At 58.7% G+C, this 26,067-nt stretch carries 27 protein-coding genes; 20 read left to right on the top strand and 7 right to left on the bottom strand.

Annotated elements, in window-relative coordinates:
* Positions 1-27: 27 nt before the first annotated feature.
* From ACR0AG_RS10225 to ACR0AG_RS10185, 9 genes are all read left to right on the top strand, one after another.
* Complete coding sequence (locus ACR0AG_RS10225) at positions 28-906, top strand: lysophospholipid acyltransferase family protein (protein ID WP_480838430.1); 879 nt, start codon at positions 28-30, stop codon at positions 904-906.
* Between the two features lie 8 nt (positions 907-914).
* Entirely contained in the window at positions 915-1,724 is an 810-nt protein-coding gene (locus ACR0AG_RS10220) for a glutamate racemase (protein WP_480838428.1), read from the top strand.
* 95 nt (positions 1,725-1,819) lie between these two features.
* Positions 1,820-2,848 carry an N-acetyl-gamma-glutamyl-phosphate reductase gene (gene argC / locus ACR0AG_RS10215; RefSeq protein ID WP_480838426.1) on the top strand — a complete coding sequence of 343 codons (1,029 nt, stop codon included), beginning with the start codon at positions 1,820-1,822 and terminating at the stop codon, positions 2,846-2,848.
* A gap of 7 nt (positions 2,849-2,855) precedes the next feature.
* Positions 2,856-3,302 carry a cytochrome c maturation protein CcmE gene (gene ccmE, locus ACR0AG_RS10210; RefSeq protein WP_480838424.1) on the top strand — a complete coding sequence of 149 codons (447 nt, stop codon included), beginning with the start codon at positions 2,856-2,858 and terminating at the stop codon, positions 3,300-3,302.
* Between the two features lie 104 nt (positions 3,303-3,406).
* On the top strand, positions 3,407-4,018 hold the full coding sequence (locus tag ACR0AG_RS10205) for a holin-associated N-acetylmuramidase (protein ID WP_480838422.1): 612 nt from the start codon (positions 3,407-3,409) through the stop codon (positions 4,016-4,018).
* Positions 4,009-4,581 (top strand): holin family protein, encoded by a 573-nt coding sequence (locus ACR0AG_RS10200; protein WP_480838420.1) that lies wholly within the window; start codon positions 4,009-4,011, stop codon positions 4,579-4,581. The genes ACR0AG_RS10205 and ACR0AG_RS10200 overlap by 10 nt, the downstream gene beginning before the upstream one ends.
* Before the next feature lie 77 nt (positions 4,582-4,658).
* Positions 4,659-6,623 (top strand): heme lyase CcmF/NrfE family subunit, encoded by a 1,965-nt coding sequence (locus ACR0AG_RS10195; protein WP_480838419.1) that lies wholly within the window; start codon positions 4,659-4,661, stop codon positions 6,621-6,623.
* Positions 6,620-7,075, top strand: a complete 456-nt coding sequence (locus tag ACR0AG_RS10190) for a cytochrome c-type biogenesis protein (RefSeq protein WP_480838417.1) — start codon at positions 6,620-6,622, stop codon at positions 7,073-7,075. The genes ACR0AG_RS10195 and ACR0AG_RS10190 overlap by 4 nt, the downstream gene beginning before the upstream one ends.
* 74 nt (positions 7,076-7,149) lie before the next feature.
* On the top strand, positions 7,150-7,926 hold the full coding sequence (locus ACR0AG_RS10185) for an enoyl-CoA hydratase-related protein (protein ID WP_480838415.1): 777 nt from the start codon (positions 7,150-7,152) through the stop codon (positions 7,924-7,926).
* A gap of 8 nt (positions 7,927-7,934) precedes the next feature.
* Here ACR0AG_RS10185 and bmt read toward each other — a convergent pair whose 3' ends face one another.
* Together bmt and ACR0AG_RS10175 are read right to left on the bottom strand one after the other, a co-directional pair.
* Entirely contained in the window at positions 7,935-8,951 is a 1,017-nt protein-coding gene (gene bmt, locus ACR0AG_RS10180) for a betaine--homocysteine S-methyltransferase (RefSeq protein ID WP_480838413.1), read from the bottom strand.
* Positions 8,952-9,071: 120 nt separating this feature from the next.
* The gene (locus ACR0AG_RS10175) at positions 9,072-9,389 is read right to left on the bottom strand and encodes a DUF1476 domain-containing protein (RefSeq protein ID WP_480838410.1); all 318 of its coding nucleotides are present in this window, start codon (positions 9,387-9,389) and stop codon (positions 9,072-9,074) included.
* A gap of 189 nt (positions 9,390-9,578) precedes the next feature.
* On the opposite strand from ACR0AG_RS10175, the gene purC reads away from it, so the two are divergent.
* From purC to ACR0AG_RS10140, 7 genes are all read left to right on the top strand, one after another.
* Entirely contained in the window at positions 9,579-10,334 is a 756-nt protein-coding gene (purC, locus tag ACR0AG_RS10170) for a phosphoribosylaminoimidazolesuccinocarboxamide synthase (protein WP_480838408.1), read from the top strand.
* Positions 10,335-10,460: 126 nt separating this feature from the next.
* Positions 10,461-10,691 (top strand): phosphoribosylformylglycinamidine synthase subunit PurS, encoded by a 231-nt coding sequence (purS, locus tag ACR0AG_RS10165; protein WP_170374301.1) that lies wholly within the window; start codon positions 10,461-10,463, stop codon positions 10,689-10,691.
* Positions 10,692-10,694: 3 nt separating this feature from the next.
* Positions 10,695-11,738, top strand: a complete 1,044-nt coding sequence (locus ACR0AG_RS10160) for a zinc-dependent alcohol dehydrogenase family protein (RefSeq protein WP_480838405.1) — start codon at positions 10,695-10,697, stop codon at positions 11,736-11,738.
* A gap of 11 nt (positions 11,739-11,749) precedes the next feature.
* On the top strand, positions 11,750-12,418 hold the full coding sequence (gene purQ, locus ACR0AG_RS10155; protein WP_480838403.1) for a phosphoribosylformylglycinamidine synthase subunit PurQ: 669 nt from the start codon (positions 11,750-11,752) through the stop codon (positions 12,416-12,418).
* Positions 12,419-12,454: 36 nt separating this feature from the next.
* Positions 12,455-14,233, top strand: coding sequence for a sensor histidine kinase (locus ACR0AG_RS10150; RefSeq protein WP_480838401.1), 1,779 nt, complete (start codon positions 12,455-12,457; stop codon positions 14,231-14,233).
* A 12-nt stretch (positions 14,234-14,245) separates the two neighbouring features.
* Positions 14,246-15,580, top strand: a complete 1,335-nt coding sequence (locus ACR0AG_RS10145; RefSeq protein ID WP_170704050.1) for a sigma-54-dependent transcriptional regulator — start codon at positions 14,246-14,248, stop codon at positions 15,578-15,580.
* Between the two features lie 504 nt (positions 15,581-16,084).
* Positions 16,085-18,796 carry an Rne/Rng family ribonuclease gene (locus tag ACR0AG_RS10140; protein WP_480838399.1) on the top strand — a complete coding sequence of 904 codons (2,712 nt, stop codon included), beginning with the start codon at positions 16,085-16,087 and terminating at the stop codon, positions 18,794-18,796.
* A 46-nt stretch (positions 18,797-18,842) separates the two neighbouring features.
* Here ACR0AG_RS10140 and ACR0AG_RS10135 read toward each other — a convergent pair whose 3' ends face one another.
* A complete protein-coding gene (locus ACR0AG_RS10135) occupies positions 18,843-19,076 on the bottom strand; it encodes a sulfurtransferase TusA family protein (protein ID WP_480838397.1) in 234 nt (77 codons plus the stop codon).
* A 105-nt stretch (positions 19,077-19,181) separates the two neighbouring features.
* On the opposite strand from ACR0AG_RS10135, the gene ACR0AG_RS10130 reads away from it, so the two are divergent.
* The 4 genes from ACR0AG_RS10130 to ACR0AG_RS10115 all read left to right on the top strand — a co-directional run bounded on the left by ACR0AG_RS10130 (position 19,182) and on the right by ACR0AG_RS10115 (position 23,533).
* Positions 19,182-19,934, top strand: coding sequence for a cytochrome c biogenesis CcdA family protein (locus ACR0AG_RS10130; protein ID WP_480838395.1), 753 nt, complete (start codon positions 19,182-19,184; stop codon positions 19,932-19,934).
* 89 nt (positions 19,935-20,023) lie between these two features.
* Positions 20,024-21,232 (top strand): hypothetical protein, encoded by a 1,209-nt coding sequence (locus tag ACR0AG_RS10125; RefSeq protein ID WP_480838393.1) that lies wholly within the window; start codon positions 20,024-20,026, stop codon positions 21,230-21,232.
* Positions 21,229-22,578: a cytochrome P450 gene (locus ACR0AG_RS10120; protein ID WP_480838391.1), complete on the top strand. Its 1,350-nt coding sequence runs from the start codon at positions 21,229-21,231 to the stop codon at positions 22,576-22,578. Before ACR0AG_RS10125 ends, ACR0AG_RS10120 begins: the two co-directional genes overlap by 4 nt.
* A gap of 73 nt (positions 22,579-22,651) precedes the next feature.
* Positions 22,652-23,533 (top strand): fructose bisphosphate aldolase, encoded by an 882-nt coding sequence (locus ACR0AG_RS10115; protein ID WP_480838389.1) that lies wholly within the window; start codon positions 22,652-22,654, stop codon positions 23,531-23,533.
* Here ACR0AG_RS10115 and ACR0AG_RS10110 read toward each other — a convergent pair.
* Genes ACR0AG_RS10110 through fumC form a run of 4 tightly spaced genes read right to left on the bottom strand, consistent with a single transcriptional unit; the run spans position 23,530 to position 25,978 of the window.
* Complete coding sequence (locus ACR0AG_RS10110; protein ID WP_480838387.1) at positions 23,530-24,132, bottom strand: DNA-3-methyladenine glycosylase I; 603 nt, start codon at positions 24,130-24,132, stop codon at positions 23,530-23,532. The genes ACR0AG_RS10115 and ACR0AG_RS10110 overlap by 4 nt on opposite strands.
* Before the next feature lie 57 nt (positions 24,133-24,189).
* Complete coding sequence (locus tag ACR0AG_RS10105; RefSeq protein WP_480838385.1) at positions 24,190-24,411, bottom strand: ribbon-helix-helix domain-containing protein; 222 nt, start codon at positions 24,409-24,411, stop codon at positions 24,190-24,192.
* Complete coding sequence (locus ACR0AG_RS10100) at positions 24,408-24,584, bottom strand: DUF4169 family protein (protein ID WP_480838383.1); 177 nt, start codon at positions 24,582-24,584, stop codon at positions 24,408-24,410. The genes ACR0AG_RS10105 and ACR0AG_RS10100 overlap by 4 nt, the downstream gene beginning before the upstream one ends.
* The gene (gene fumC / locus ACR0AG_RS10095; RefSeq protein ID WP_480838381.1) at positions 24,584-25,978 is read right to left on the bottom strand and encodes a class II fumarate hydratase; all 1,395 of its coding nucleotides are present in this window, start codon (positions 25,976-25,978) and stop codon (positions 24,584-24,586) included. Before fumC ends, ACR0AG_RS10100 begins: the two co-directional genes overlap by 1 nt.
* Positions 25,979-26,067: the final 89 nt, after the last annotated feature.

Here is a 26,067-nt window from a genome sequence, read left to right as displayed (position 1 = left end):
AAGGCAGGCACCAGACCGGAGTTTCACATGCCATCGCGCCGCCACGTCGCCCGTGACATCTCGTATGCTTATTCCGCCGAGACCAAAAGTGGTCGAATGATGATCAAGCTGATGGAGAACACCACGGGCCGGCTGCGCTTGATCAGGCGAGCCGACGGCTATGAGCGCGAAGTGGCCAACGGGCGTGACTTTTGGTCCGTGATGGTCGAGCGGTACGGCCTGACGCTGGATATCGTTGGCGGATCGCTGTCGAATATTCCGACCGATGGGCCACTGATCCTGATTGCAAACCACCCGTATGGCATTCTGGATGGGCTGATGATGGGGCATATCCTGTCCGAAACCCGCGGTGATTTCCGCATTCTGGCCAACCACGTGTTTCGCAAGGCCGAAGACCTGAACCGGATCGTTCTACCGATCTCGTTCGATGAAACAAAAGAGGCGATGAAGCTGAACCTGGAAACCCGCAAAACCGCGCTGAATTATCTGGGCGAGGGTGGGGCGATCGGTATCTTTCCTGGCGGTACGGTCAGCACAGGGGTCAAGCCGTTCTCATATCCTATGGATCCGGGCTGGCGAGGTTTCACCGCGCGTATGGTTGCCAGATCGGGCGCAACAGTGGTTCCGGTTTTCTTCGACGGCCACACCTCACGCCTGTTCCAGATTGCCAGCCATCTGCACAACACGTTGCGGATGGGGCTTTTGATCAAAGAGTTCAAAAAACGCGTGGATGCGCCGGTGAGAGTTGTCATTGGAAAACCTATCGGGCGTGACATTCTGGACCCGATGGGCAAAGACACCCGCAAGATGATGGATTTCTTGCGCAAAGCCACGTATGAGCTGTCTCCGACACCGCTGAAGTCTTACGACTATGGCTATGAGTTTGAGGAACGGCATCGCGCCTGAAGGGGCAAATGGCAGTAGGTATCTTTGATTCCGGTTTGGGTGGTCTGACCGTCCTGAGCGCCGCGCAGAAACGTCTGCCCGACGTGGATTTTCTGTATTTTGCGGACAGTGCACACGCGCCTTACGGGGTGCGTGACGCTGAGGATATCTATCAACTGACCCGCAAGGCTGTGCATGATCTGTGGGCGCGGGGATGCAATCTGGTGATTCTGGCCTGCAACACAGCCAGCGCCGCCGCCTTGCGCCGGATGCAGGAAGAGGGCGTGCCCGAGGGTAAACGTGTGCTTGGCGTCTTTGTGCCGCTGATCGAGGCCCTGACCGAACGGCAATGGGGCGACAATTCCCCCCCGCGCGAGGTCGAGGTGCAGCATGTCGCCCTGTTCGCGACACCCGCAACTGTCTCCAGCCGTGCCTTTCAGCGCGAGTTGGCCTTTCGCGCCATCGGTGTTGATGTCGAGGCGCAGGCCTGCGGTGGTGTGGTCGATGCCATCGAGGATGGCGATATGATCCTGGCTGAAGCTTTGGTCCGCAGCCATGTGGATGCTTTGAAACGGAAAATGCCGGAACCGCAGGCGGCCATTCTGGGCTGCACGCATTATCCGCTTATGGCCGATATCTTCCAAAAGGCGCTGGGGTCTGACGTTCAGGTCTATAGCCAGGGCGATTTGGTGGCCGAGAGCCTTGCGGACTATTTGCAGCGGCATCCCAATATGCTGGGTGATGGGCCATCCGGGTTTCTGACGACCGGAAAAGCCAATGTGGTCAGCGACCGGGCGACCCAGTTCCTCCGACGACAAATCAGCTTTGAGGGTGTCTGACTTAAGTCAAGGTCGGCACCAGGCTGATCCCCTATACGTTCGACCGTCACGCAACCGGTCGATCCCCGTGACACTTGAAATGAAAGAGGTCGGATATGACCCATAAAATCGCAATTCTTGGCGCGTCTGGCTATACCGGAGCGGAATTGGTGCGCCTGATCGCCGAGCATCCCAACATGGAAATCACGGCCCTGTCTGCCGAGCGTAAGGCCGGTCTGCCGATGGCGCAGGTTTTCCCGCATTTGCGGCATCTGGACCTGCCGGTCCTGTGCAAGATCTCGGAAATCGACTTTTCGCAGATCGATTTGTGTTTTTGTGCTTTGCCGCACAAGACCAGCCAAGAAGTGATCCGCGAGCTGCCTAAGGCCCTGAAGATCATCGACCTTTCCGCCGATTTCCGGCTGAGCGATCCGGAAGAATATGAAAAATGGTATGGCAACCCGCATACGGCGTTAGAGCAGCAGGAAGAAGCCGTCTACGGGCTGACAGAATTTTACCGCGATGAGATCAAAGCGGCCCGGTTGGTTGCCGGCACCGGCTGTAACGCTGCGACCGGGCAATATGTGCTGCGGCCGCTGATTACGGCTGGTGTCATTGATCTGGACGACATCATTCTGGATCTGAAATGCGCGGTTTCGGGTGCGGGTCGGTCGCTCAAGGAAAACCTGCTGCATGCCGAGTTGAGCGAAGGTGCCAATGCCTACGCCATCGGAGGCACGCACCGGCATTTGGGTGAGTTTGATCAAGAATTCTCGAAACTCGCGGGTCGGAGCGTGCATATTCAGTTCACGCCGCATCTGATCCCGGCCAACCGGGGTATTCTGGCGACGACCTATGTAAAAGGCGACCCGCAAAGCGTCTATGAGACGCTGAGCAATGCCTATGAGGCTGAACCCTTCATCCAGATGCTACCGATGGGCGAAGCGCCCTCGACCCACCACGTGCGGGGGTCGAATTTCTGCCATATCGGTGTGGTCGCCGATCGGATTGAGCGTCGGGCCATCGTGGTTGCAGCCCTCGATAACCTGACAAAAGGTAGCAGCGGGCAGGCCTTGCAGAACGCCAACCTGATGTTAGGTGAAGACGAAACCCGCGGGCTGATGATGGCTCCGCTTTTCCCGTGAGGACGGAATGAAGTCGCTCAAGAAACGTCGCCGAATTCAGATCATCGCGCTGGCCGTTGTTGCACTGGCCGCGTCGACTGCACTTATTGGCGTAGCGTTACAGGACGGGATCAACTTCTTCCGCTCACCCAGTCAGGTGATCGCCGAACCCCCGGAACCGACCGAAGTGTTCCGCATCGGCGGTTTGGTCGAAGAGGGTTCGATCGTGCGTGGTCAAGGTGAGACGGTGCGCTTTGTCGTAACTGATGGCGGCGAAAGCGTACCGGTGGCCTTCACCGGTGTGCTGCCCGATCTGTTTTCGGAAAACCAGGGCATGGTCGGCACCGGCAGCTACATCGACGGCGTGTTCCAAGCGACTGAAATTCTGGCAAAACATGATGAAACCTACATGCCGAAAGAGGTTGTGGATGCCTTGAAAGAACAAGGCGTTTACAAGGAGACCACGGACGGTTGAACCACCCGCCGTTGCGGTGCTGTCTGAGGATGCGCGCGTTCCTCTTGCGATAGATTAACCGTTTCACCCGACCGTTGCCCCCGGCGTCGCATTCAGGGGGCATCATGAAATCAGTTCAAACAATCGCACGAGAGATCGTGAACCGGGAGGGTGGGTTTGTAGATGATCCTGCCGATCCCGGTGGTGCGACCAAATACGGCGTCACGATATATACCATGCGCCGCCTGGGTCTGGATCTAAACGGCGACGGAGAAATTGGCTCACGGGATGTGCGCGCGCTTAGCCGGGCGCAGGCGGTCGATATCTTCGTGCGTCAATATTTTGAAAAACCCCGCATCGCGCTGTTGCCAACGGCCCTACAGCCCTCGGTGTTCGACATGTACGTAAATGCCGGATCTCAGGCGGTGCGGCTATTGCAGCGCTTGCTGGGCGAGATGGGGTTTGAAGTCGCCATAGACGGCGCGATCGGTCCGCAGACAGCCACAGCTGCTCGTGCCGCTGCGGTTCCTGATGCCATAGCGTTGCGAGATGCGTATGGCGTGGTCCGGCGGAATTACTATCTGCGGCTGGCTGACAAACGCCCAGCGCTGCGCAAATTCGCGCGAACGCGGGCAGGGCGCAAAGGCGGCTGGATCCTGCGCGCCGAAGAGTTCGTGTCGCCCCGATTCCATCTCAGCGCGAAACAGTTTCAGGAAAGGGTAGTCTCATGGGGTTGATCTCAACCGTGCTTGAATTTGTCTTTGGTGGCGGGCGCAATGCGCTGCGCGAAACGGCCGAGGTTTTTCGCGAAAACGCCGAAGCCGGGGCGGTGCGCGCCGTAACCCTCCATGAACAAGCACTGGCGCAATTCGCGGCCGAGTTTCAGGGCAACGGGAAAGGTTGGTTCGACCGCTTTATTGATGGCGTGAACCGGCTGCCCCGACCTGCGCTGGCCTTGGGCACGCTGGGTTTGTTTGTCTCCGCCATGATCGATCCGATCTGGTTTGCCGCGCGGATGCAGGGGATCGCGCTGGTCCCGCAGCCTCTGTGGTGGCTGTTGGGCGTCATCGTGTCCTTTTACTTCGGCGCACGGCATCAGGCCAAGGTGCAGGAGTTCGAAAAGCAGATGCGAGGGTCGCTGCGCCACTTGCCAGAAGTCCTCAGCAATCTTGAGGCCCTGGAAGAAGCGAGCAGCAGATCCGGTGCGGCCAATCCCAAAACGGATGTTGCGCTGGCGCAAGACGCGTCAACCGCGCAAGACAATCCTGCGCTGGCTCATTGGCGCTCTCTCAGACGGTGACAAACCGCGACACTATGTTCTGGCTTCGCCGCCGAATGTGAATGGAACATGGGTGGCCGCGCCGGTATAATCAGACCATGATTACCGAGCTCGGCCATTTCGCACTGATCCTAGCCTTCCTGATCGCCATCGTTCAAAGCGTGGTGCCTCTTGTGGGTGCGGCAAAACGATGGCCCGGCTGGATGGTGTTTGCCGAACCTGCGGCGATCTCACAATTCCTGCTGACCGCGTTCTCTTTCGGTGCGCTTGTCTGGGCGTTCACGACCTCTGATTTTTCCCTGCGCATCGTTGTGGAAAACAGCCACTCGGCCAAGCCGATGATTTACAAGATCAGTGGAACCTGGGGCAATCACGAGGGTTCGATGCTGCTGTGGGTGTTGATCGTCACGTTGTTCGGGGCGATGGCTGCGCTGTTTGGTGCGGGGCTGCCGCCCACATTGAAAGCCCGCGTGCTGGCCGTTCAGGGTGCCATTGGTGTGGCATTTTTTGCCTTTATCCTGTTCACCTCCAACCCGTTTGACCGCCTGCCGGTGCCGCCATTTGACGGGCAGGACTTGAACCCGCTGTTACAGGACCCCGGCTTGGCGTTTCACCCGCCGTTTCTGTATCTGGGTTATGTCGGGCTGAGCATGGCGTTCAGCTTTGCTGTTGCTGCCTTGATCGAGGGCCGCGTTGACGCCGCCTGGGGTCGCTGGGTGCGACCCTGGACACTGGCGGCCTGGATCTTTCTGACCATCGGCATCGCACTTGGCTCGTGGTGGGCGTATTACGAGCTTGGCTGGGGCGGGTTCTGGTTCTGGGACCCGGTCGAGAATGCCTCGTTCATGCCATGGCTTCTGTCTGCGGCGTTGCTGCATTCGGCCATCGTGGTCGAGAAACGCGAGGCGTTGAAAAGCTGGACAATATTGCTGGCCATCATCGCCTTTGGGTTTTCGCTGATTGGGACGTTCATCGTCCGCTCTGGCCTTTTGACCTCGGTCCATGCCTTCGCGACCGACCCCGAGCGTGGCGTGTTCATCCTGATGATCCTCGTCTTCTTTATCGGCGGTGCGCTGACACTGTTTGCCGCACGGGCACAAGCGATGGAGGCCAAGGGCGTCTTTGGCGTCGTCAGCCGCGAAAGCGCGCTGATCCTGAACAATGTTCTGCTGGCCGTCAGTTGTTTCGTGGTCTTTTTCGGTACCATGTGGCCGATGGTGGCCGAGATGGCGTTTGACCGAAAGCTCTCGGTTGGCCCACCGTTCTTTAATGCCGCTTTTACGCCGTTCATGATTGCGCTGGGGCTGGCTTTGCCAATCGGAGGCCTGCTGCCCTGGAAACGTGGCAAGATGGGCCGTGCTGCATGGACCTTGCGCTATGCGTTTATTCTGGCGGTCGCGCTGGCTCTGCTGGTTTGGGCCATGCAAACCGGCAAAAGCGCGCTGGGTCCCGTTGGCCTGTTCCTGGGTGCATGGATCACCTTTGGCGCGGCCGTGGACCTCTGGAGCCGTACAGGACGCACGGGCAGTCTCAAACGGCTGTTCCGGCTACCGGGCGCGGATTGGGGCAAGGCGGTCGCGCATTCCGGTCTCGGCATCACGATGTTTGCCATAGCCGGTCTGACCGCGTGGGAGGTTGAGGATATTCGCGTCGCGCAACCGGGTGAACCCTTCAGGGTTGGTCAGTTTGAATTAACCTTGCAGGACGTGCGCCGCGTGCAGGGCCCGAATTACTTCTCGACCATGGCGGATGTCACGGTCACTCGGGCCGGGCGACAGGTGGCGACATTGCACCCGGAAAAACGCGACTATCCGGTGGCCCGCATGCCAACCACCGAGGCGGCGATAGACTATCGCTTCCTGCGCGACCTTTACGTTGTGATCGGGGATCAGCAGGCAGATGGTGGTTGGGTCATGCGAACCTATATTAAACCGCTGGCCAACTGGATTTGGGGCGGATGTATCTTGATGGCGCTTGGCGGGTTTCTCAGCCTGTCTGACCGTCGGTTCCGTGTGGCTGCGGGCGCGCGCAAAACGGCAAAACCCAGGGTGCCTGCGGAATGAAACGACTGGCGTTGCTGTTGATGCTCTGGGCCACACCGCTTTTGGCGGTGCAACCGGATGAGATCTTGGATGATCCGGTGCTTGAGGAACGCGCGCGCGAGATCAGTACCGGCCTGCGATGCCTTGTCTGCCGTAACGAGAGCATTGATGAAAGCAACGCCGATCTGGCCCGCGACCTGCGCCTTCTGCTGCGCGAGCGTTTGGTGGCCGGGGATACGGATCAGGAAGCGATCGACTTTATCGTCGACCGGTACGGCGAATACGTGCTGCTGCGCCCCACAACAGGTGGTGCCAACCTGATGCTCTGGCTTGCGGGCCCGGTGATGTTGCTGATCGCCGCTGCGGTTGGTTGGAATTTCGTTCGTAAACGCGCGATGCCGGAAACGGCTGACCAATCCGGCGCCTTGTCCGCGCAAGAGCAAGAGCGGCTGAACGAAATCCTGAAAGACTGACGCGCGGTTCTTCTTTTCCTTCGGGTCAAATTGCGTCAGGTTTCCTGCAAAGCCCAGTGCAGGTGAGGATTTTCATGGAATACGAAGCAGTTGATCTGGACATCACGCAAGGTCTGGCCGTTCTGACGTTGAACAGACCAGACAGGATGAACGCACTGACAACGCGGATGCGGGCTGAGATAACGCATGCCATGAAACACGCGGCGCGGCACGCGCGGGCGATTGTGATGACCGGGGCAGGGGGTGCGTTCTGTTCAGGTCAGGATCTGGGTGACGCGTCCAGCACCGGCAAAATTGATCTGGAGCGCGCATTGCGGGACGAATACGAGCCGATGCTGGAATCCGTCTATAACTGCCCGGTCCCCACGGTCGCTGCGGTCAACGGCCCGGCGGCTGGGGCCGGGGCCAATCTGGCGCTGTGTGCCGATGTGGTGATCGCAACAGAAAGCGCATATTTCCTACAGGCTTTTGCCCGGATCGGATTGCTGCCCGACGCCGGTGGCACATGGTTCATGCCGCGCCAGATGGGGTTTGCCAAAGCGATGGGCGCGGCCCTGTTTGCTGACAAGATCAGCGCCCGGCAGGCGGACGATTGGGGACTGATCTGGGAAGCGGTTGCCGATGATGACTTTGCGGATCACTGGCGCAAAAGGGCCGAGTATCTGGCCAATGGCCCGACTGCGGGCTTTGCCGCGATCAAGCAGGCCATTCGCGGAACCTATGAAAAAACCCTTCCACAACAGCTTGAGACCGAGGCGCATCTGCAAGGTGAATGCGGTCGGTCCCGGGATTTTGCTGAAGGCGTCGTGGCATTTCTGGAAAAACGCCCTCCGGTATTCGAAGGGCGCTGAGCGGTCAATCAGGCGCGGCGGCGACGGCGTGTGCGGCGCTCGGGCATGGCCGCGTCCGCCTCGGTGCCATCTGATGCCGACGTAAACGGCCCCAGAACAGACGTGATCTGATCCAGCGTCGGGCGCAACCCGCGCGGCGTGCTGTCCAGCGCTTCGCGCATCTTGGCGATATGGACAGGCATAGTACCACAGCAACCACCAATGATCCTGGCCCCGGCATCCCGCGCCATGACGGCATACTGGGCCATCAATTCGGGCGTACCGTCATAGTGGATGCTGCCATTCACATATTTCGGAATGCCTGCGTTGCCTTTCGAGATCAGCGGACGTTCGGTGCCCTGCGCCACAAAGCCCAAAACCGTGCGCATGATGTCCGAAGACCCGGTGCCGCAATTTGCTCCAAACGCGATCGGCGGGTTGGGCAGGGTTTCCACCAGCACAGCCAGATCGGCAGAGGTGACGCCCATCATGGTACGCCCGGCGGTGTCAAAGCTCATGGTGCCGCACCACGGTATGTCAGCCATGGCAAAGGCCTCGGTTGCGGCTCGAAATTCTTCCGGTGCGCTGATCGTTTCGACCCACAGAACATCTGCGCCGCCTTCTTTCAGAGCTTCGGCTTGTTCATGAAACATCTCAACCGCGTCCGCATGCGACAGGCTGCCGACCGGCTCCATGATCTCACCGGTGGGCCCGACAGAGCCCGCAACCACCACGGTGCGCCCGGCCTTGTCTGCGACCTCACGGCCCAGCTCGGCCCCGATGCGGTTCAATTCGGAAACGCGGTTTTGTGCCTCATGCAATTTCAGGCGCGCGGCTGTGCCGCCAAAGGTGTTGGTCAGAAACAGATCGCTGCCCGCGTCTACCCACCCCTGATAGAGCCCGCGAATTTTGTCGGGTGCGTCCACATTCCAAAGCTCTGGCGCGTCACCCGATTGCAAGCCGACATTGAACAGGTTGGTGCCCGTCGCCCCATCTGCCACAATGACATCATTGGTTTGAAGAAGCTGGGTCAGCGCGTTTGTCATGGGGGTATTCCAATTGGCGGGGCATTGGCCCGATAAAATAACAGGCGCCCCGTGTCTCATGACCGGGGCGCTAAATCAAATTCATAAATCTCATGAAGATCATGAGTGGGAGGCGAGGACTTAGTCGCTCTCGATCATGATCTGGGACTGAGCCAATGGCAAAAGCTCGGCCATTTTGGCGCGAATTTCGTCGTCCGATGACAGCGTGCCCAGATCGCCCGAGACTTTGCGAACAACATCCTCGTGCCCGGCCTCTTCGAAATCGGCGATCACGACGGATTTGGCATATTCATCTGCCGCGTCGCCGGTTTTGCCCAGCATTTCTGCTGCCCACAGGCCCAGCAGTTTGTTGCAGCGCGCCTGCGCCTTGAACTGCATCTCTTCGTCATGGGCAAACTTGGCTTCAAAAGCGTTTTCGCGTTCGTCGAACGTGGTCATTGATCGGGGACCCCTTGGGTTAAATTGCTGTTTTGCTGATATGAGCATACGTGGCCCGGTGTGCAAGTGATTTGCGCTGTGTCAAAAGGCGCAAAAAATCCACCGAACTTGCGGGCAGGCGGGCCTTGCACTATGAGGGCGCCAACCCAAAGAGACTCATCCCTTTGCCCCGGACTGGAAAGGTCGCACATGGCGCGTCGCAAGAAGATTTACGAAGGTAAAGCCAAGATCCTGTATGAAGGCCCGGAACCGGGCACGATTGTGCAGTATTTCAAGGATGACGCCACCGCGTTCAATGCGGAAAAGAAAGACGTGATCGACGGCAAAGGTGTTCTGAACAACCGCCTGAGCGAGTTCTTCATGTCCGGTCTGACCCAGATCGGCGTACCCAACCACTTTATCCGCCGGCTGAACATGCGCGAGCAACTGGTCCGCAATTGTGAAATCGTGCCGCTTGAGGTGATCGTTCGCAATTATGCTGCCGGTTCGATGTCTAAGCGGTTGGGCATTGCCGAGGGCACCCAATTGCCGCGTCCGATTGTCGAGTATTGCTATAAGGACGATGCCCTGGGCGACCCGCTGGTGACCGAGGAACATATCGCCGCTTTTGGCTGGGCCAGCCAGCAGGATATGGACGATATCCTCAGCCTCGCGTTGCGCGTGAATGATTTCCTGAGCGGCATCATGCTGGCCGTCGGTATCCGTCTGGTCGATTTCAAGATCGAGATTGGGCGCATCTATGAAGGTGATTATCAGCGTCTGATCGTCGCGGATGAGATCAGCCCAGACAGTTGCCGCCTGTGGGATATCGAAACCGGGCAGAAGCTGGACAAGGATGTGTTCCGCCGCGATCTGGGTGACCTGACGGATGCCTATTCCGAAGTTGCACGCCGCCTGGGGGTTCTGCCCCAAAGCAACGTGACCAAGCCCACGCTCATCAACTGATCCCGGCACGATCCGGGGCGGTGCGATCTGTCCCGGTCGACAAGGGTTGTCGAATGAATTCCGGCAGGGTATCTCCCGCGCAACGCAAGGGGCCCCGGGAGCCGGGCCGAACACGGAGTTTCGAAAATGAAGGCACGGGTGCATGTGATGCTCAAGAACGGAGTTCTGGATCCGCAGGGTGAGGCCGTGCGCCACGCCCTTGGCGCCATGGGCTTTGATCAGGTCGAAGGCGTGCGTCAGGGCAAGGTGATCGATCTGGAACTGGCCGAGGGCGCGACCGAAGCGGATGTGACCGAGATGTGCGAAAAGCTGTTGGCCAACACTGTTATCGAACGCTACGAGATCGAACTGGTCTGACGGATGCGCGCTGCCCGCCTGATCGGATATCGCCAACCGCTAGAGGTGACGACGGTTCCCGATCCGGAACCCGCCGCAGACGGTGTGGTCGTGCGAGTTTTGGCCTGCGGTGTCTGCCGGTCCGATTGGCATGCCTGGTCCGGCGCGGATCCGGATGTTGAACTGCCGATAACCCCCGGCCATGAATATTGCGGCGAGGTTGTTGCCGTTGGCGCGCGTGTAACACGTTGGCGCAAGGGTGACCGGGTGATTGCGCCCTTCATTCTGGCGTGTGGGCACTGTTCTGACTGTGCCAAAGGTCATCAAACCATCTGTGCCGATCAGATTGTTCCCGGATTTACCTGCGACGGTGCTTTTGCCGAATATATCTCGGTTTCACATGCCGATGCGAACCTGACTGCTCTGCCGGACAATTTGGATCCTGTGATTGCTGCGGCACTTGGATGCCGCGTCACAACCGCATGGCAGGCGTTGGTCGGACGCGCACAGGTGCAGGGCGGCGAATGGGTGGCTGTTTTTGGCGGCGGCGGGGTCGGCATCTCGACCCTGATCCTGGCCAAGGCTTTGGGCGCGCGTGTCGTTGTGGTCGACATCGACGCGGACAAGCTGACTTATGCCAAGGGCCTTGGCGCCGATGCAGTGGTAAACGCAGCCCTATGCAATGCGCCGGACGCGGTCAAAGACCTGACAAACGGCGGCGCGGATGTAGCCATCGAAGCGCTGGGAATTGAGGCTACGACCGTCGCGGCCATGCGGTCCCTGCGCAAGCTGGGGCGGATGGTTCAGATCGGTATGCCTGCGGGGGATCACTCGTCCATGACCGTGCCGATGGATGTGCTCTATTCCGGTCAACTGACTGTGCAAGGCACGCGCGGCATGCCAAGCTGGCGCTATCCGTCGCTGCTCTCACTGATCAACGGGGGCGGTGTTGATCTGAGCCCTCTGGTCACCCGAAACATAAACCTGAGCCAGGTAAGCGCCGAGCTTGCCGCCTTTGACGCGCCAACGCCGCCGGGCGTTGCCGTTGTCACCGACTTTGCTTCATAGGAGCGTTCGCCATGCGTGCAGCCGTTGTTGTTTTCCCCGGGTCAAACTGTGACCGTGATCTGGCCGTAGCTTTTGAACAAGCCGGGTTTTCGGTCGATATGGTGTGGCACAAGGATGCCGCCTTGCCCGAAGGGGTCGATATCGTCGGTGTCCCGGGCGGATTTTCTTACGGGGATTATCTGCGCTGCGGTGCGATTGCTGCGCAATCCCCGATCTGCAAGGCCGTCGTCGAACATACGGAACGCGGCGGCTATGCCATCGGAGTCTGCAACGGGTTTCAGGTCCTGACCGAAACCGGCATTCTGCCCGGTGCGCTGCTGCGCAATGCCGGGCTGAAATACATCTGCCGCACTGTCGGGTTAAAAGTGGAAACCAGCAACAGCGCCTTTACCGAAGGCTACAATGCAGGCGATGTGATCGACATTCCGATTGCCCATCACGACGGCAACTATTTTGCCGACGACGCCACACTGGCCGAATTGCGCGATCAGGACAGAATCGCCTTTTCCTATGTCGACAACCCGAACGGCTCGCGTGAAGATATTGCAGGCATCCTGTCGCACAACCGGCGCGTGTTGGGGATGATGCCCCACCCCGAGCGGGCGGCGGATTCGGGCCATGGCGGCACCGATGGAACGGCGCTCTTCCGCGCATTGTCATCTGTACTGACCCCCGCGTGACTTGAGGTCATCGGCGCACACGCGTAGCGTCAAGGGATGAGTTCGGACGTTCAGACACAAGATCAGGGTTTTCTGAGCCGTTTGCGCGGGGCTTCGCTGGGTTGGCGTCCCCGCCTTGCAATCATTGCCCTTTTGATTGCCACCGTGGTCACCGTCTGGATCACCAACAGCCTACTGACCAGCCGATTTACGGAATCAACACGCAACCGGGCGGAACTCCGCCTGACGCTCTATTCCGGTAACTTGCTGAGCGAACTGCGCCGCAACGCTATCGTTCCGCAGCTGCTGGCGCGCGATCCCACGCTTATTTCAGCGTTGCAGTCCAGCGATTTTACGCTGTCGAGCCAGCGATTGATCTCCTTTGTCGAAGAGATCGGCGCAGCCTCGCTTGTGTTGCTGGACAGTGATGGCACCACGGTTGCGGCCACCGATCGGAACCGCTTGCTCGAAGCGCACCGGAACACACCGTATTACGTGGATGCAATCCGGTCAAATGCCACCATATTTTCGGTCATTCCGCTGGAATCCGGGGGATATACCTTTGTGTATTCCCGGCGGATCGAAGCCAATTCCGAGATCCTTGGCGTGATTGTGGTAGAAGTGGACCTGCAGAAGTTCGAACGCGCCTGGGCCGGGATTTCGGACGCGGTTTTTGTCACCGACAGCACCGGGGCGATCATCCTGTCAACCGAGCCCAAGTGGCGCGGGCTGGACGAGGCCAGTGCGATGCAGCGGCAGCCGCCGCAAGGTGCGATCCAGCGTGCCCTGCGCGCCACAACGGATTGGAGCGCTTTGCCGCCTGACGCCTATCTGCAAGGCGAGGCCGTGATGCGGATGGAAACACGTATTCCGTTCCGGGGCTGGCAGATGACATCGTTCACCACCTATTCGTCGATCCGCGAAAAGGTGAACAGCGTCCTCGCGCTTGAGATCATGGGCTTTGCGATTCTTCTGGCGCTGGCGTTCTATGCGCTCAGCCGCCGTGCCACGTCGAAGATGAATTTGTTCCAACGTGAGTCGGCGGAGCTTCGCGCACTGAACACCCGTTTGCAGCGTGAAATTGCTGAGCGGGAACGGGTTGAAAAGACGCTGGAAGTTGCCGAGCAAACGCTTGCGCAAAGCTCGAAACTTGCGGCTTTGGGCGAGATGTCGGCGGCGGTCAGCCATGAGTTGAACCAACCACTGGCTGCGATGAAAACCTATCTGGCTGGCGCAAGACTTTTGCTGCGCCGCGACAGGCCCGAAGAGGCGCTGTCAAGCTTTGGCCGGATCGATGGGCTGATCGAACGGATGGGTGCGATCACCCGTCAGCTCAAATCCTATGCCCGCAAGGGCGCGGATGCATTTTCCCCTGTAAATCTTGGTGAAGCGCTGGCCTCGTCGCTGTCGATGATGGAGCCGCAGCTGCGCCAAAGACATGTCAAGATCACCCAGATCCTGCCCGAGGAACCGGTTGTTGTCATGGGTGACCGCATGCGGATCGAGCAAGTGATGGTCAACCTATTGCGCAATGCTCTGGACGCCACCAAATCCGTCTCGGAGCCGGATGTCGAAATCATCCTTGCCGCCGGGGAAACCGCGGTGCTGACGGTCCGGGACAATGGGCACGGGATCGAAGATATCGAGAACCTGTTTGAGCCGTTTTATACCACCAAGCGCCCCGGCGATGGGGTTGGTCTGGGTCTTGCCATCTCGTCCGGGATCGTGAACGACCACGGGGGACGGCTTACGGCGCGCAACGGCCAGCATGGCGGCGCCGTTTTTGAAATGAAGTTGCCAATTCTTGGCAGTGACGGCCTTGAGGCCGCAGAATAACGAGGAATGACGATGGCACAGGCCATGAAGATCGCGATTGTGGATGACGAACAGGATATGCGCCAGTCGATCAGCCAGTGGCTTGCGCTGTCCGGTTACGATACCGAGACATTTTCGAGCGCGGAAGACGCGCTCAAGGTGTTGGGGCCGGAATATCCGGGGATTGTGATCTCGGATATCAAGATGCCGGGCATGGATGGTATTCAGTTGCTAAAAAAGCTGATGGGCGCAGACAGTACCTTGCCGGTGATCATGATCACCGGTCATGGTGATGTGCCCATGGCGGTTGAGGCAATGCGCGTGGGTGCGTTTGATTTTCTGGAAAAGCCGTTCAACCCGGATCGCATGTCGGAACTGGCCAAACGTGCCAGCAACGCGCGCCGACTGACGTTGGACAACCGCGCGCTGCGGCGCGAGCTGTCGGGTGGCACCCAGATCATGAACAAGCTGATCGGTGCAAGCCCGGTGATGGAACGTCTGCGCGAGGATATTCTGGATTTGGGGCAGGCCGATGGCCACGTTCTGGTGGATGGTGAGACCGGAACCGGCAAGACCCTTGTGGCGCACGCACTGCATGCTGTTGGCAGCCGGGCGGGTAAGAAATTTGTTCTGGTCTCCTGCGCGGCGCTTGAGGAGGACGCGTTGTCCAAGCGCCTGTTCGGTCCGATGATGCCCGAAGACACTCAGTTGCCCGCGATCGAAGAGGCGCGCGGTGGCACTTTGGTTCTGGAGGACGTCGAGGCGCTGAGCGACACGCTGCAGGCGCGTCTGCTGAGTGTGATGAACGAGCAGGGTACGCCGGCGGAAACCCGGATCGTCGCAATCTCGAACCTGCAGGAAGCAGGCAAGACAAGCGAGGATGTTTTGCGTCCCGACCTGTTCTATCGGTTGGCCGCATTGCGGATCACAATGCCGCCACTGCGTCAGCGCGGTGAAGATATTCTGACCTTGTTCACCCGGCTCAGCGAGCAATTTGCCGAAGAATATGGCTGCGACGCGCCGCAGGTCAGCGCGCAAGAGGCCGCGCAATTGCTGCAGGCGCCGTGGCCGGGGAACGTCCGGCAACTGATTAACATTGCCGAACGCGCGGTGCTGCAATCGCGACGCGGATCGGGAACGATCGCATCCTTGCTGATGTCCGATCACGAGGAAATGCAGCCGGTGATGACCACTGAAGGCAAACCGTTGAAGGAATATGTCGAAGCGTTCGAACGGATGTTGATTGACAACACGATGCGCCGCCATAAGGGCTCGATCGCATCGGTGATGGACGAGCTTTGTCTGCCGCGCCGCACGCTGAATGAGAAGATGGCCAAATACGGCCTTCAACGTTCCGATTACCTGTAAGAGGTAGGGGGCTCTGCCCCCGCCGCCCGTGCCGGGCGACTCCCCCGGGATATTTTTGGCCAGATGAAGGGATCCTGCCGCGCCTTATGAGGGTGCGATGCAGTTTGCCCATTGTCTTTTCCACAGGACTGCTTTTATTGTGTCCGAACGGACTTGGCCTTTTTGCGCCTGCAAGTCCCGAATTTGAGTTTCGCTGTTTTGCCGCCGGAGATCAGAAATCCCGAAACAGGCTGAACAGACCGATTGTGCCCCTACCGGGGCAGTAGAGTACCTGAACCCGCAATGCCGGGTGAAAGGAATAAATGGGCAGGCAGCGGACCCCCGCGCCTGTCGGAGAAGAACCGCGATGACGCGCGCGCAACGATTGAGACAACGGGCAGGGGGCCATGGCGCCAGACCCTGCCGCGCGCCGTCTGATATCGCCCTGACAAGACACCACCCCAAAAGTGCCTGTCCACCCGGACAAGGTAGGACAACGCGTTTGGCGCGGTGCACCAAGGACACATGGCTAAGAAAATGCTTATCGATGCCACCCACGCGGAGGAAACCCGCGTTGTGGTGGTCGACGGAAACAAGGTTGAGGAATTTGACTTTGAATCCGAAAACAAACGCCAGCTTGCCGGCAATATCTACCTAGCAAAAGTCACACGCGTTGAGCCGTCGCTACAGGCGGCCTTTGTTGATTACGGTGGGAACCGCCATGGTTTCCTGGCGTTCTCGGAGATTCATCCCGACTACTACCAGATCCCGGTCGCAGATCGTGAAGCCCTGATGGAGGAAGAACGCGCCTATGCCGAGGCAATGAAGGCGCGGGATGAAGCCGAAGAAGCCAAGCCCAAGAAACGTCGCCGGTCGCGCACCAAGGCGGCGGATGTCAAATCTGACGACCCGGTGGAATCGGTTGAGGTTTCCTCCGAACCCACAGGTATGGAAACAATCGATCTGGACGAAGGGGAAGAGGCCGCGGAAGCGCCGGTACCCGAAGGCACCTCTCCGATGGAGATCGTGGCAGAAACTCCGGTAGAAGAGCCAGAAGACGGCACTGAGGAAGGCGAGACCAAAGAAGAGACCTCGGACGAGCGGGCCGATGCTGAGGCGGCTGATGCGCCTGCGGAGGAAACCACGGCAGAAGAGGCCCCCGCTCCGGAGGCGGAGGAAGCCGCCGCTGCTGAGGCTGAGCCAACGGACGCGGAAGAAACATCCGACGACGATGGCGAAGAGGTCAAAGGCAAGTCTGCGGATGCGGCAGCCAAGGATGATTCCATCGAATCCGTTGCGGATGAAGATGACAGCGAAGACATTCGTCCGGTTCAAAAACCCCGGCCGCGCCGCTACAAGATCCAAGAGGTAATCAAAGTCCGCCAGGTCCTGCTGGTGCAGGTTGTCAAAGAAGAACGCGGCAACAAGGGTGCGGCGCTGACCACCTATCTTTCGCTGGCTGGTCGTTACTGTGTGCTTATGCCGAACACCGCACGCGGCGGCGGGATCAGCCGCAAGATCACCAACGCGGCGGACCGCAAGAAACTGAAAGAAATCGCTGCCGAGATTGACGTACCGACAGGTGCGGGCCTGATCGTGCGTACTGCAGGGGCAAAGCGGACCAAGTCGGAGATCAAACGCGACTATGAATATCTGCAGCGCCTGTGGGAACAGATCCGCGAACTGACGCTGCAGTCAATTGCGCCTGCGAAAATCTATGAAGAAGGCGACCTGATCAAGCGGTCGATCCGCGATCTTTATAACCGTGACATCGACGAAGTTCTGGTCGAAGGCGAAGGCGGATACCGCATCGCCAAGGATTTCATGAAGATGATCATGCCGTCTCATGCCAAGAACGTGAAACGGTACGAAGATGCGTTGCCTCTGTTCGCACGTTATCAGGTCGAAAGCTATCTGGCGGGCATGTTCAACCCGACCGTTCAGCTGAAATCTGGCGGCTATATTGTCATTGGTGTGACCGAAGCGCTGGTAGCGGTTGACGTGAACTCGGGTCGTGCCACCAAAGAGGGCTCGATCGAGGACACCGCGCTCAAGACCAACCTGGAAGCAGCCGAGGAGGTTGCGCGGCAATTGCGTCTGCGCGATTTGGCCGGTCTGATCGTCATCGATTTCATCGATATGGACGAGCGCAAGAACAACTCGGCCGTGGAAAAGCGCCTGAAAGACAAGCTGAAAACCGACCGTGCCCGCATTCAGGTCGGACGGATATCGGGTTTTGGCCTGCTTGAGATGAGCCGCCAACGTCTGCGCCCTGGCATGATCGAGGCGACGACTCAGCCTTGCCCGGCCTGCCATGGCACCGGGCTGATCCGCTCGGACGACAACATGGCGCTGTCGATCCTGCGTCAGATCGAAGAGGAAGGTACCCGGCGCCGATCGCGCGAGGTTCTGGTGCGTTGCCCGGTCAGCATCGCGAACTTCCTGATGAACCAGAAACGCGAGCATATCGCGCAGATCGAGTCTCGCTATGGGCTGTCGGTTCGGATCGAAGGGGACGTACATCTGGTCAGCCCTGATTTCTCGATGGAGAAGTTCAAGACTGCCAGCCGGATTGTGCCCGAGGCGACCGCCCCGGTCGTTTCCGTTGATGCGTCCCTGATGGACATGGTCGATGCGACCGAAGAGGAAGAGGTCGAAACCGAAGCGGTTCAGTCCGAAGAAGAGGCCAAGCCCAAGCGCAAACGCCGCCGTCGTCGTCGGAAAAAGGGCGGTGGCAATGCGGATACTGCCGACGCTGCAACCGATAGTGACGGAGAAACGGTTTCGGATGAGAGCGACGCTGTGGATGCGGAAGCTGAGGCCGAGCCCAAAACCGAAGCGGAAGGCGAAGGCGAGACCGAGGAAAAACCGGCCAAGGCAAAGAAACGCCGCGCACCGCGTCGCCGTAAAAAGGATGCTGAACCTGTCGCGGAAGAAGCAGCCGCCGAGGCGCCAGAGGCCGCGGTTGCAGCAGATGAACCTGCTCAGGAAGAACCTGCGCCCGAGGCAGCAGTCGAGGAAGAGAACACGGCAGAGTCTGAAGCCGTTCAACCCGAGGAACCAGCTCAGCTATCGGAGGCCGAAGTGGCAGAGGCGCCTGAACCTGTGGAAGAGCCGACAGAAGAAGCTGCTGCGCCAGAAGAGGTGGCAGAGCCCGTGCTGGAGGTTGTGGCGGAAGAACCTGAGCCCGCACCGGACAAGCCCAAGCGGCGTGGCTGGTGGTCACTGGGCAAATAATCGAACAGGCGGTCCTTTTGGGGCCGCCTTTTTCTTTCGGAGCGCGTCAGCCGGATTTCTGAATCACATAGACCTGATGGTCGCCTGCCTGTTCCTGCGAGAGCAACTCGTGCCCAGCCTCGGCGCAGAAATGCGGAACGTCCACGATGGCAGCCGGATCATCTGACAACAGACGCAGAACGCTGCCTGCAGGCATGGATTTCAGACGTTTGCGCGCCTTGAGAACGGGCAGGGGGCATAACAGACCCAGGGCATCCAGTGTATCGGTGGTGTCGCTCATGCCACCGGGATATTTTGAACGCGCGACGCTGTCCAGAGTGCAACCACGAGGTTGTGACCGAATGGCCCCGTGACGCAGGCGGTGCAATCACTTATGTGCTGATACATGTTCGGAATAGATATCATAGACGCAGGCCTGCTGCCCGCCATGTTCATCGCCATGCTCGGCGGTTTGATCAGCTTTCTGTCACCTTGCGTGCTGCCCATCGTGCCGCCCTACCTTGCCTATATGAGCGGGGTCAGCATCAACGAGATCCAGGACGAGGCGCGCGCAAGACGTAAGGCAACATTGTCTGCGCTGTTTTTTGTGATGGGTCTGTCGACCGTGTTCCTGCTTTTGGGGTTCACGGCCTCTGCCTTTGGTGCTTTTTTCATTCAAAATCAGGCGCTTTTCGCAAAGATTTCAGGGGTGGTGGTCATCGTGTTCGGGCTGCATTTTCTGAATGTCTTCCGCATTCCCTTGCTGGACCGCGAAGCCCGTATGGAAACAGGTGAGTCCGGTGGGTCAGTCTTTGGCGCGTATATTCTGGGCCTTGCCTTCGCTTTCGGCTGGACGCCCTGCATCGGTCCGCAACTGGGTGCGATTCTGTCTCTGGCTGCGTCCGAAGCATCGGTGGCGCGCGGAACCTTGTTGCTGGGCGTATACGCCGCCGGTTTGGGGATCCCGTTCCTGCTGGCTGCGATGTTCCTTAGCCGTTCTATGTCGGTAATGAACCGGATCAAACCGCATATGGCGACCATCGAAAAAGTGATGGGCGGACTGTTGCTGTTTGTCGGGATCATGCTGGTGACCGGCCTCTTCACCCAGTTCAGCTGGTGGCTGCTTGAAACATTCCCAGCCCTGGCAACCCTTGGTTAACTGGCTGGGATTACTTACGTTCCAGTGAAAGCGCAGGGCTTACCCTGATCCGATTGCTGCGCTAATCTGTGCGGCAGAGGTCTTGGGGCATGAGCAGTCAACAACCTGAAAACATCGTTCGCCGCCGCCAGGTCTTTTACCTGCCGGGGTATGACCCAATTCCTCCGCGCCGGTACCGTGAGCTTTACCGGAATGAGGGGCGCGAACAGGCGGAAATCTGTGGCTATTCGATTGAGGTTTCATCCAAACCCGCAAGCGACACCTATGGTTGGCAGGTCGTCTCGCAACAGGATGGTGCCACGGTTCACACCGAGATCGACGTGCTGGTCTGGTCGGACATCGTGCGCGACAGCATGGTGCATTCGATACCCGCTACCTATCTTGAGCTTGCCCGGACGGCGTGGACCTATATCTCGACGGGTGCCTTATTCCGGCTGATGCGGCTTCGGAAAGGGCCGGTTATTGCAGCGCTGTATCCGGTTGGTATGCTGTTGGGGCAACTTGTTCTGGCGTTGATTGTGCTTTGGACGGTTGCCTCGCTGATCTGGCCTGTTGCAGGGCCACTTGCCTTGGTGCCGGGTCTTGGACTGGCATACGCTCTGCTGCATTGGTTTCGCAAAATCGACAACCGGTTGTTTGCCTATTACCTGATGCATGACTACGCGCATTCGGCCAGGTTGTGCGGCAGAACGGCGCCTGAAATGCAAGCAAGGCTGGATCAATTTGCAGAGATGATCGCCAAGGCGCTGGACACCGATGTTGATGAGGTTCTGGTCGTGGGCCACAGCTCTGGCGCGCATCTGGGGGTGATGGTGCTGGCCAATCTGGAACGACGTGGCTTGGCGGCTTCGACCCCGTTGTCCTTTCTGACGCTGGGGCAGGTGGTTCCGATGGTGTCTTTCCTACCTGAAGCGTATCAATTGCGCGCGGATTTGGCGCAATTGTCAGTCAGTGAAGCTCTGACATGGGTGGATGTTTCCGCGCCCGGCGATGGGTGCGCCTTTGCGTTGTGCGATCCGGTCGCCGTCACCGGCGTCGCCGGGCCAGAAAAACGATGGCCTTTGGTTCTGTCCGCAGCTTTCACGCAGACCCTTTCGCCCGACCGCTGGAAAGCCCTGCGCTGGCGGTTCTTTCGGCTGCATTTTCAATACCTGTGCGCCTTCGACCGACCCGGCGATTATGACTATTTCAGAATAACAGCAGGCCCCGAAACACTGGATCAAAGGTTCAAGGGCCGTGCTCCGTCAAAGTCGCGCAAGGAAGAGGCACTTTCGCCCTACCGCTCGGTGTGCGCATGAGGCCGCCCAAGCCACCGTCGCGCCCTGACAAGGTATCGCTTTGGCGGTATTTGCGCCTGTTTCGGCAGGATCTTTTGTCGGCGCAACCCCAGCGCCTTTACCGTGCGTGGATGGCCGAGTTTCGAACCCCGTTTTTCCGATCGTACCTCGTGAACCAGCCTGACCTGGTGGATAGGGTCCTCAAAAAGCAATCCGAAGACTTTCCGAAATCTGATCGGGTTGGGGAAGGGTTGCGCCCCCTGCTTGGCAATTCGGTCTTTCTGACCAATGGTAAAATGTGGAAACGCCAGCGTCGGATAATCGACCCCGCGTTCGAAGGCGGGCGATTGAAAGAGGTTTTTCCCGCGATGCACGCCGCCGGGCAAGCCTGTGTTGAGCGTCTACGCCCTCATCTCGGGACGGAGATGGAGTGTGAAGAGCTCACCAGCCACGCGGCAGCAGACGTGATTTTTCGCACACTATTCTCGGTTCCGATTGAGCATGAAATCGCGGCCGAAGTGTTTGATAAATTCAAAACCTACCAGCGCGAACAACCGCTGTTGAATCTCGCGGCCTTTATCCCTTTGCCACGGTGGGCGCCCCGATTTCATTCGCGCCAGACACGGAAAACGGCGCGCGAAATTCGAGCTTTGATCCGAAAGCTTACTGCGGATCGGGCACGGCAGATCGCTGACGGTACAGCCCCGGATGATCTGGCCACCAAGATTATGTCCACGGCTGACCCAGTGACGGGTCAGGCATTTGATACCGAGGAAATGATCGATCAGGTCGCGATCTTCTTTCTGGCCGGTCATGAAACAAGCGCCTCAGCGCTGGCATGGGCGCTGTATCTGGTGGCCGCAAACCCGGACTGGCAGGACAAGCTGGCCACAGAGGCGCAAGCGTTGGACACCCCCAATTTTTCGAGCGTTTCGCGCCTAAAGCTCAGCCGCGATGTATTCCGTGAGACGCTCCGGCTTTACCCCCCGGTCCCGATGATGGTGCGCGAGGCCGGATGTCCTGCGGAATTCAGAGGGCGTAACATCGCCCAAGGCGCGCAGATCGTCCTCAGCCCCTGGCACCTGCATCGACACGAGCGCCTGTGGGATAATCCCGACGATTTTGACCCCGGCCGTTGGGACAGTGAAAATGGCAAGACCTGCCAACGCGCGGCCTATATGCCGTTCTCTGCTGGCCCACGGGTTTGTCCCGGCGCGGGCTTTGCCATGATCGAAGGGCCGTTGCTGCTGTCGATGCTGCTGCGCCACTATCGGTTCGAGTTGATCGAGGGCAAACAACCCGTTCCCGTGGCGCATTTGACGGTACGAGCGCAGGACGGAATTTGGTTGCGGGTCAGTGGGCGCTAACAATCTACCATCAATTCCCGGGTTGCTGTATGCGGGGTGGAAATACAGAATCACTGATGAACGGGAAAAGCTCATGTCCAAGGCAGAACAGCGCGCGCAGATGACCTCTGGCGCAGGATTTATCGCAGCGTTGGATCAAAGCGGCGGGTCCACGCCAAAGGCGTTGGCGCTTTATGGGGTTGATGCTTCGGACTATGGGTCCGACGCCGAGATGTTCGACGAAATCCAGAAAATGCGCGCGCGTATCATTCTGGGAAGTGACTTTACCAAGGACAAAGTGATCGGCGCGATTCTGTTCGAGCGCACTCTGGGCGAAGAGATCGATGGACGCAAAGTTGCAGACTACCTTTGGTCGCAAAAAGGCATCGTGCCGTTTTTGAAGATCGACAAAGGGCTGGAAGAGACTGCAAACGGCGTACAATTGATGAAGCCGATCCCCGGTCTTGCAGACACACTTACCAAAGCCGAGGGCGTGTTCGGCACCAAGGAACGCTCGGTTATTCACGAGGCAAATGCCGAAGGTATCGCCGCGGTCGTGGCCCAACAATTCGATGTCGCACGCGAAGTGACCGCCGCCGGCATGGTTCCGATTGTCGAGCCCGAGGTGAACATCCATTCGGAAACCAAGGCCGAAGCGGAAGAGATTCTGAAGGCCGAAATTCTCAAGAACCTTGATCAACTGTCCGAAGGGCAGGAGGTCATGCTGAAGCTGACGATCCCCAGCGCCGCAAACCTTTATGATGCGGTGGCGGATCACCCACGGGTTATCCGTGTTGTCGCCCTGTCGGGCGGTTACTCGACCGAGCAAGCCTGCGATCTGCTGGCGCAGAATGACAAGATGATCGCGTCCTTTTCACGCGCGCTGACCGAAGGCCTGTCAAAGCAGCAATCCGAGGACGAGTTCAACGCGGCTCTGGGCAGCAATATCGACAAGATTTTCCGCGCGTCCGCCTAAACCGGCTTTGTGAAAGAGCGGCGGAGCTGCGCCGCTCTTTCCCGCATCACACACTCTTCTGCATGGTCGTTGACCAACCCCATGGCCTGCATAAAGGCAAAGACAGTGGTTGGCCCCACGAACTTCCATCCCCGTTTCTTGAGATCCTTGGACATCGCCACAGACTCGGGCGAGGTCGAGGCGCTGCGGGGTGGTGCAGGGCTGGCGGCCTCGTAGCGCCAGACATAAGCCGCCAGTGAGCCTTCTTCGGCGACAAGTTCTTTGGCACGCTGCGCATTGTTGATGACAGCTTCGATCTTTCCTCGGTGCCGGACAATGCCCGCATCCTGCAAGAGTCGCTCGATATCAGGTTCAGAAAACTCGGCCATCTTGTTGAAATCAAATTCACAAAACGACTTTCTGAAATTCTCGCGCTTGGCAAGGATTGTGCGCCAGCTGAGGCCGGACTGAAAACTCTCAAGACACAGTTTTTCAAACAGGCGCTGATCATCTGCCACCGGATAACCCCATTCGTTGTCATGGTAGTCGAAGAATTCCGGCGCCGCCTGACACCAGTTGCAACGCGGTTTGCCATCGGGGCCGATCACAGTCTGGCTCATGTTGTACCCTTTTTGTTCTCAAGTACTCTAAGCGAAATCAAGCGGCTGAGGCAAGCCTCATACCTGTTTCTGATACCAGTTGAGAATGTAGACCCGTATGGCCGATGCAAGACCGGTTTCAGGTTCCCGGGCAAGATCAATTTCGGCGGCTAACACATTGATTGGTTTGTCTTCCACTTGCGCAATCTGGCGAAACGCGTGCCAGAATTCATCTTCCAGAGAAACCGATGTGCGATGCCCTTTTATGGTCAGCGAGTGTTTGATGGGCCTGCGGCTCATTCCTCGACCTCGTGCCCGTCATGGGTGTTGCGGGTCAGATCGTGAAGCTTGCGGGTCAGGTCCTTCTCGGCTTTCGAGCGCCCGTATTTCACCGCGTTTTGATCGGCGCGGGCTTTTTTCTCGGCCCGCGCCTTTTCCTTTCGATACCGGTTCAGGTTGACCGGTTTACCCATCAGTCTTTCGGTCCGATCATGTGTTCCGGGCGTACAACGGCGTCAAAGGTGGCCTCGTCGACAAACCCAAGTGCAATGGCCTCTTCCTTGAGGGTCGTGCCATTCTTGTGGGCAGTCTTGGCGACGGTGGTTGCGTTGTCATAGCCGATGGTCGGCGCCAGTGCCGTCACCAGCATCAGCGATTCCTTCATAAGCTTGTCGATGCGCGGTTCGTTGGCTCTGATGCCCAGCAGCATCCGCTCGGTAAAGCTGTCGGTTGCGTCGCCCAGCAGTTGGATAGACTGAAGCAGGTTGTAGGACATCATCGGATTATAGACGTTCAATTGGAAATGACCCTGGGAGCCCGCGAACTTGATTGCCGCGTCATTGCCCATCACATGTGCTGCCACTTGGGTCAGCGCTTCGGCCTGCGTCGGGTTAACTTTACCGGGCATGATTGACGACCCGGGTTCGTTTTCCGGCAGGATCAACTCACCCAGGCCCGAGCGTGGACCAGAACCCAGCAACCGGATATCGTTTGCGATCTTGTAGCAAGAGCCCGCGATCGTCGCCAAAGCCCCCGAAAGGAACACCATCGCATCGTGCGCGGCCAGTGCCTCAAACTTGTTGGGGGCGGTGACAAAGGGCAGGCCGGTGATCTCGGCCATGTTCTTCGCCACGGCCTCATCCCAGCCGTTATGCGTGTTCAGGCCGGTGCCTACCGCGGTGCCGCCCTGCGCCAGTTCATAGATGCCGGGCATCGACGCTTCGACACGCGCAATGCCCTGGCGGATCTGGTGGGCGTACCCCCCAAATTCCTGTTCCAGCGTCAGAGGTGTGGCATCCTGCGTATGTGTCCGACCGATTTTGATAATGCCTTCGAACTCTTTTGCCTTCGCTTCTAGGGCCGAGGCGAACTTTTCAAGGCCCGGCAGCAACACGTCATGCACGCTCATGGCGGTGGCGATATGCATGGCAGTCGGGAAGGTATCGTTCGACGATTGCCCCATATTGCAGTGGTCATTGGGGTGAACCGGGTCCTTCGATCCGACCACGCCGCCCAAAATCTCGATGGCGCGGTTGGCGATCACCTCATTCGAGTTCATGTTCGATTGCGTGCCCGAGCCGGTCTGCCAGACAACCAGCGGGAAGTTGTCGTCAAACTTGCCGTCGATGACCTCACCCGCGGCCTGAATGATCGCGTCGGCAATTTTGCTGTCCAGCTTGCCGATGGTCTTGTTCTCCATCGCACAGGCCTGTTTGATGACACCCAAAGCGCGTACAATCGCGACGGGCTGCTTTTCCCAGCCAATGGGGAAATTCATGATCGACCGTTGCGTCTGCGCGCCCCAGTATTTGTCGGCGGGAACCTCAAGCGGGCCAAAGCTGTCGGATTCGGTGCGGGTAGAAGACATCAGTCACTCCGTCTGGTATGCAGTTGTATGCCGTTTAGCCGCAGCAGCGCCATGACGCAATCGGCCAGTTGCGCGCACCTTAAACGGAC

The sequence above is a fragment of the Ruegeria sp. H6 genome, assembly GCF_056532975.1.
This window is presented reverse-complemented; position numbering and strand designations above follow the sequence as displayed.

Excerpts from the sequence above, each read along its gene's own strand:
- ACR0AG_RS10145 (WP_170704050.1), top strand. The coding sequence starts at position 14,246 with ATGGCACAGGCCATGAAGATCGCGATTGTGGATGACGAACAGGATATG.
- ACR0AG_RS10200 (WP_480838420.1), top strand. The coding sequence starts at position 4,009 with ATGGGGTTGATCTCAACCGTGCTTGAATTTGTCTTTGGTGGCGGGCGC.
- ACR0AG_RS10185 (WP_480838415.1), top strand. The coding sequence starts at position 7,150 with ATGGAATACGAAGCAGTTGATCTGGACATCACGCAAGGTCTGGCCGTT.
- ACR0AG_RS10130 (WP_480838395.1), top strand. The coding sequence starts at position 19,182 with ATGTTCGGAATAGATATCATAGACGCAGGCCTGCTGCCCGCCATGTTC.
- purC (WP_480838408.1), top strand. The coding sequence starts at position 9,579 with ATGGCGCGTCGCAAGAAGATTTACGAAGGTAAAGCCAAGATCCTGTAT.
- ACR0AG_RS10100 (WP_480838383.1), bottom strand. The coding sequence starts at position 24,584 with ATGGGTAAACCGGTCAACCTGAACCGGTATCGAAAGGAAAAGGCGCGG.
- ACR0AG_RS10205 (WP_480838422.1), top strand. The coding sequence starts at position 3,407 with ATGAAATCAGTTCAAACAATCGCACGAGAGATCGTGAACCGGGAGGGT.
- ACR0AG_RS10110 (WP_480838387.1), bottom strand. The coding sequence starts at position 24,132 with ATGAGCCAGACTGTGATCGGCCCCGATGGCAAACCGCGTTGCAACTGG.
- purQ (WP_480838403.1), top strand. The coding sequence starts at position 11,750 with ATGCGTGCAGCCGTTGTTGTTTTCCCCGGGTCAAACTGTGACCGTGAT.
- bmt (WP_480838413.1), bottom strand. The coding sequence starts at position 8,951 with ATGACAAACGCGCTGACCCAGCTTCTTCAAACCAATGATGTCATTGTG.
- ACR0AG_RS10220 (WP_480838428.1), top strand. The coding sequence starts at position 915 with ATGGCAGTAGGTATCTTTGATTCCGGTTTGGGTGGTCTGACCGTCCTG.
- ACR0AG_RS10120 (WP_480838391.1), top strand. The coding sequence starts at position 21,229 with ATGAGGCCGCCCAAGCCACCGTCGCGCCCTGACAAGGTATCGCTTTGG.
- ACR0AG_RS10140 (WP_480838399.1), top strand. The coding sequence starts at position 16,085 with ATGGCTAAGAAAATGCTTATCGATGCCACCCACGCGGAGGAAACCCGC.
- ACR0AG_RS10105 (WP_480838385.1), bottom strand. The coding sequence starts at position 24,411 with ATGAGCCGCAGGCCCATCAAACACTCGCTGACCATAAAAGGGCATCGC.
- ACR0AG_RS10175 (WP_480838410.1), bottom strand. The coding sequence starts at position 9,389 with ATGACCACGTTCGACGAACGCGAAAACGCTTTTGAAGCCAAGTTTGCC.
- argC (WP_480838426.1), top strand. The coding sequence starts at position 1,820 with ATGACCCATAAAATCGCAATTCTTGGCGCGTCTGGCTATACCGGAGCG.
- fumC (WP_480838381.1), bottom strand. The coding sequence starts at position 25,978 with ATGTCTTCTACCCGCACCGAATCCGACAGCTTTGGCCCGCTTGAGGTT.
- ACR0AG_RS10160 (WP_480838405.1), top strand. The coding sequence starts at position 10,695 with ATGCGCGCTGCCCGCCTGATCGGATATCGCCAACCGCTAGAGGTGACG.
- ACR0AG_RS10150 (WP_480838401.1), top strand. The coding sequence starts at position 12,455 with ATGAGTTCGGACGTTCAGACACAAGATCAGGGTTTTCTGAGCCGTTTG.
- ACR0AG_RS10115 (WP_480838389.1), top strand. The coding sequence starts at position 22,652 with ATGTCCAAGGCAGAACAGCGCGCGCAGATGACCTCTGGCGCAGGATTT.
- purS (WP_170374301.1), top strand. The coding sequence starts at position 10,461 with ATGAAGGCACGGGTGCATGTGATGCTCAAGAACGGAGTTCTGGATCCG.
- ACR0AG_RS10225 (WP_480838430.1), top strand. The coding sequence starts at position 28 with ATGCCATCGCGCCGCCACGTCGCCCGTGACATCTCGTATGCTTATTCC.
- ACR0AG_RS10195 (WP_480838419.1), top strand. The coding sequence starts at position 4,659 with ATGATTACCGAGCTCGGCCATTTCGCACTGATCCTAGCCTTCCTGATC.
- ACR0AG_RS10190 (WP_480838417.1), top strand. The coding sequence starts at position 6,620 with ATGAAACGACTGGCGTTGCTGTTGATGCTCTGGGCCACACCGCTTTTG.
- ACR0AG_RS10135 (WP_480838397.1), bottom strand. The coding sequence starts at position 19,076 with ATGAGCGACACCACCGATACACTGGATGCCCTGGGTCTGTTATGCCCC.
- ACR0AG_RS10125 (WP_480838393.1), top strand. The coding sequence starts at position 20,024 with ATGAGCAGTCAACAACCTGAAAACATCGTTCGCCGCCGCCAGGTCTTT.
- ccmE (WP_480838424.1), top strand. The coding sequence starts at position 2,856 with ATGAAGTCGCTCAAGAAACGTCGCCGAATTCAGATCATCGCGCTGGCC.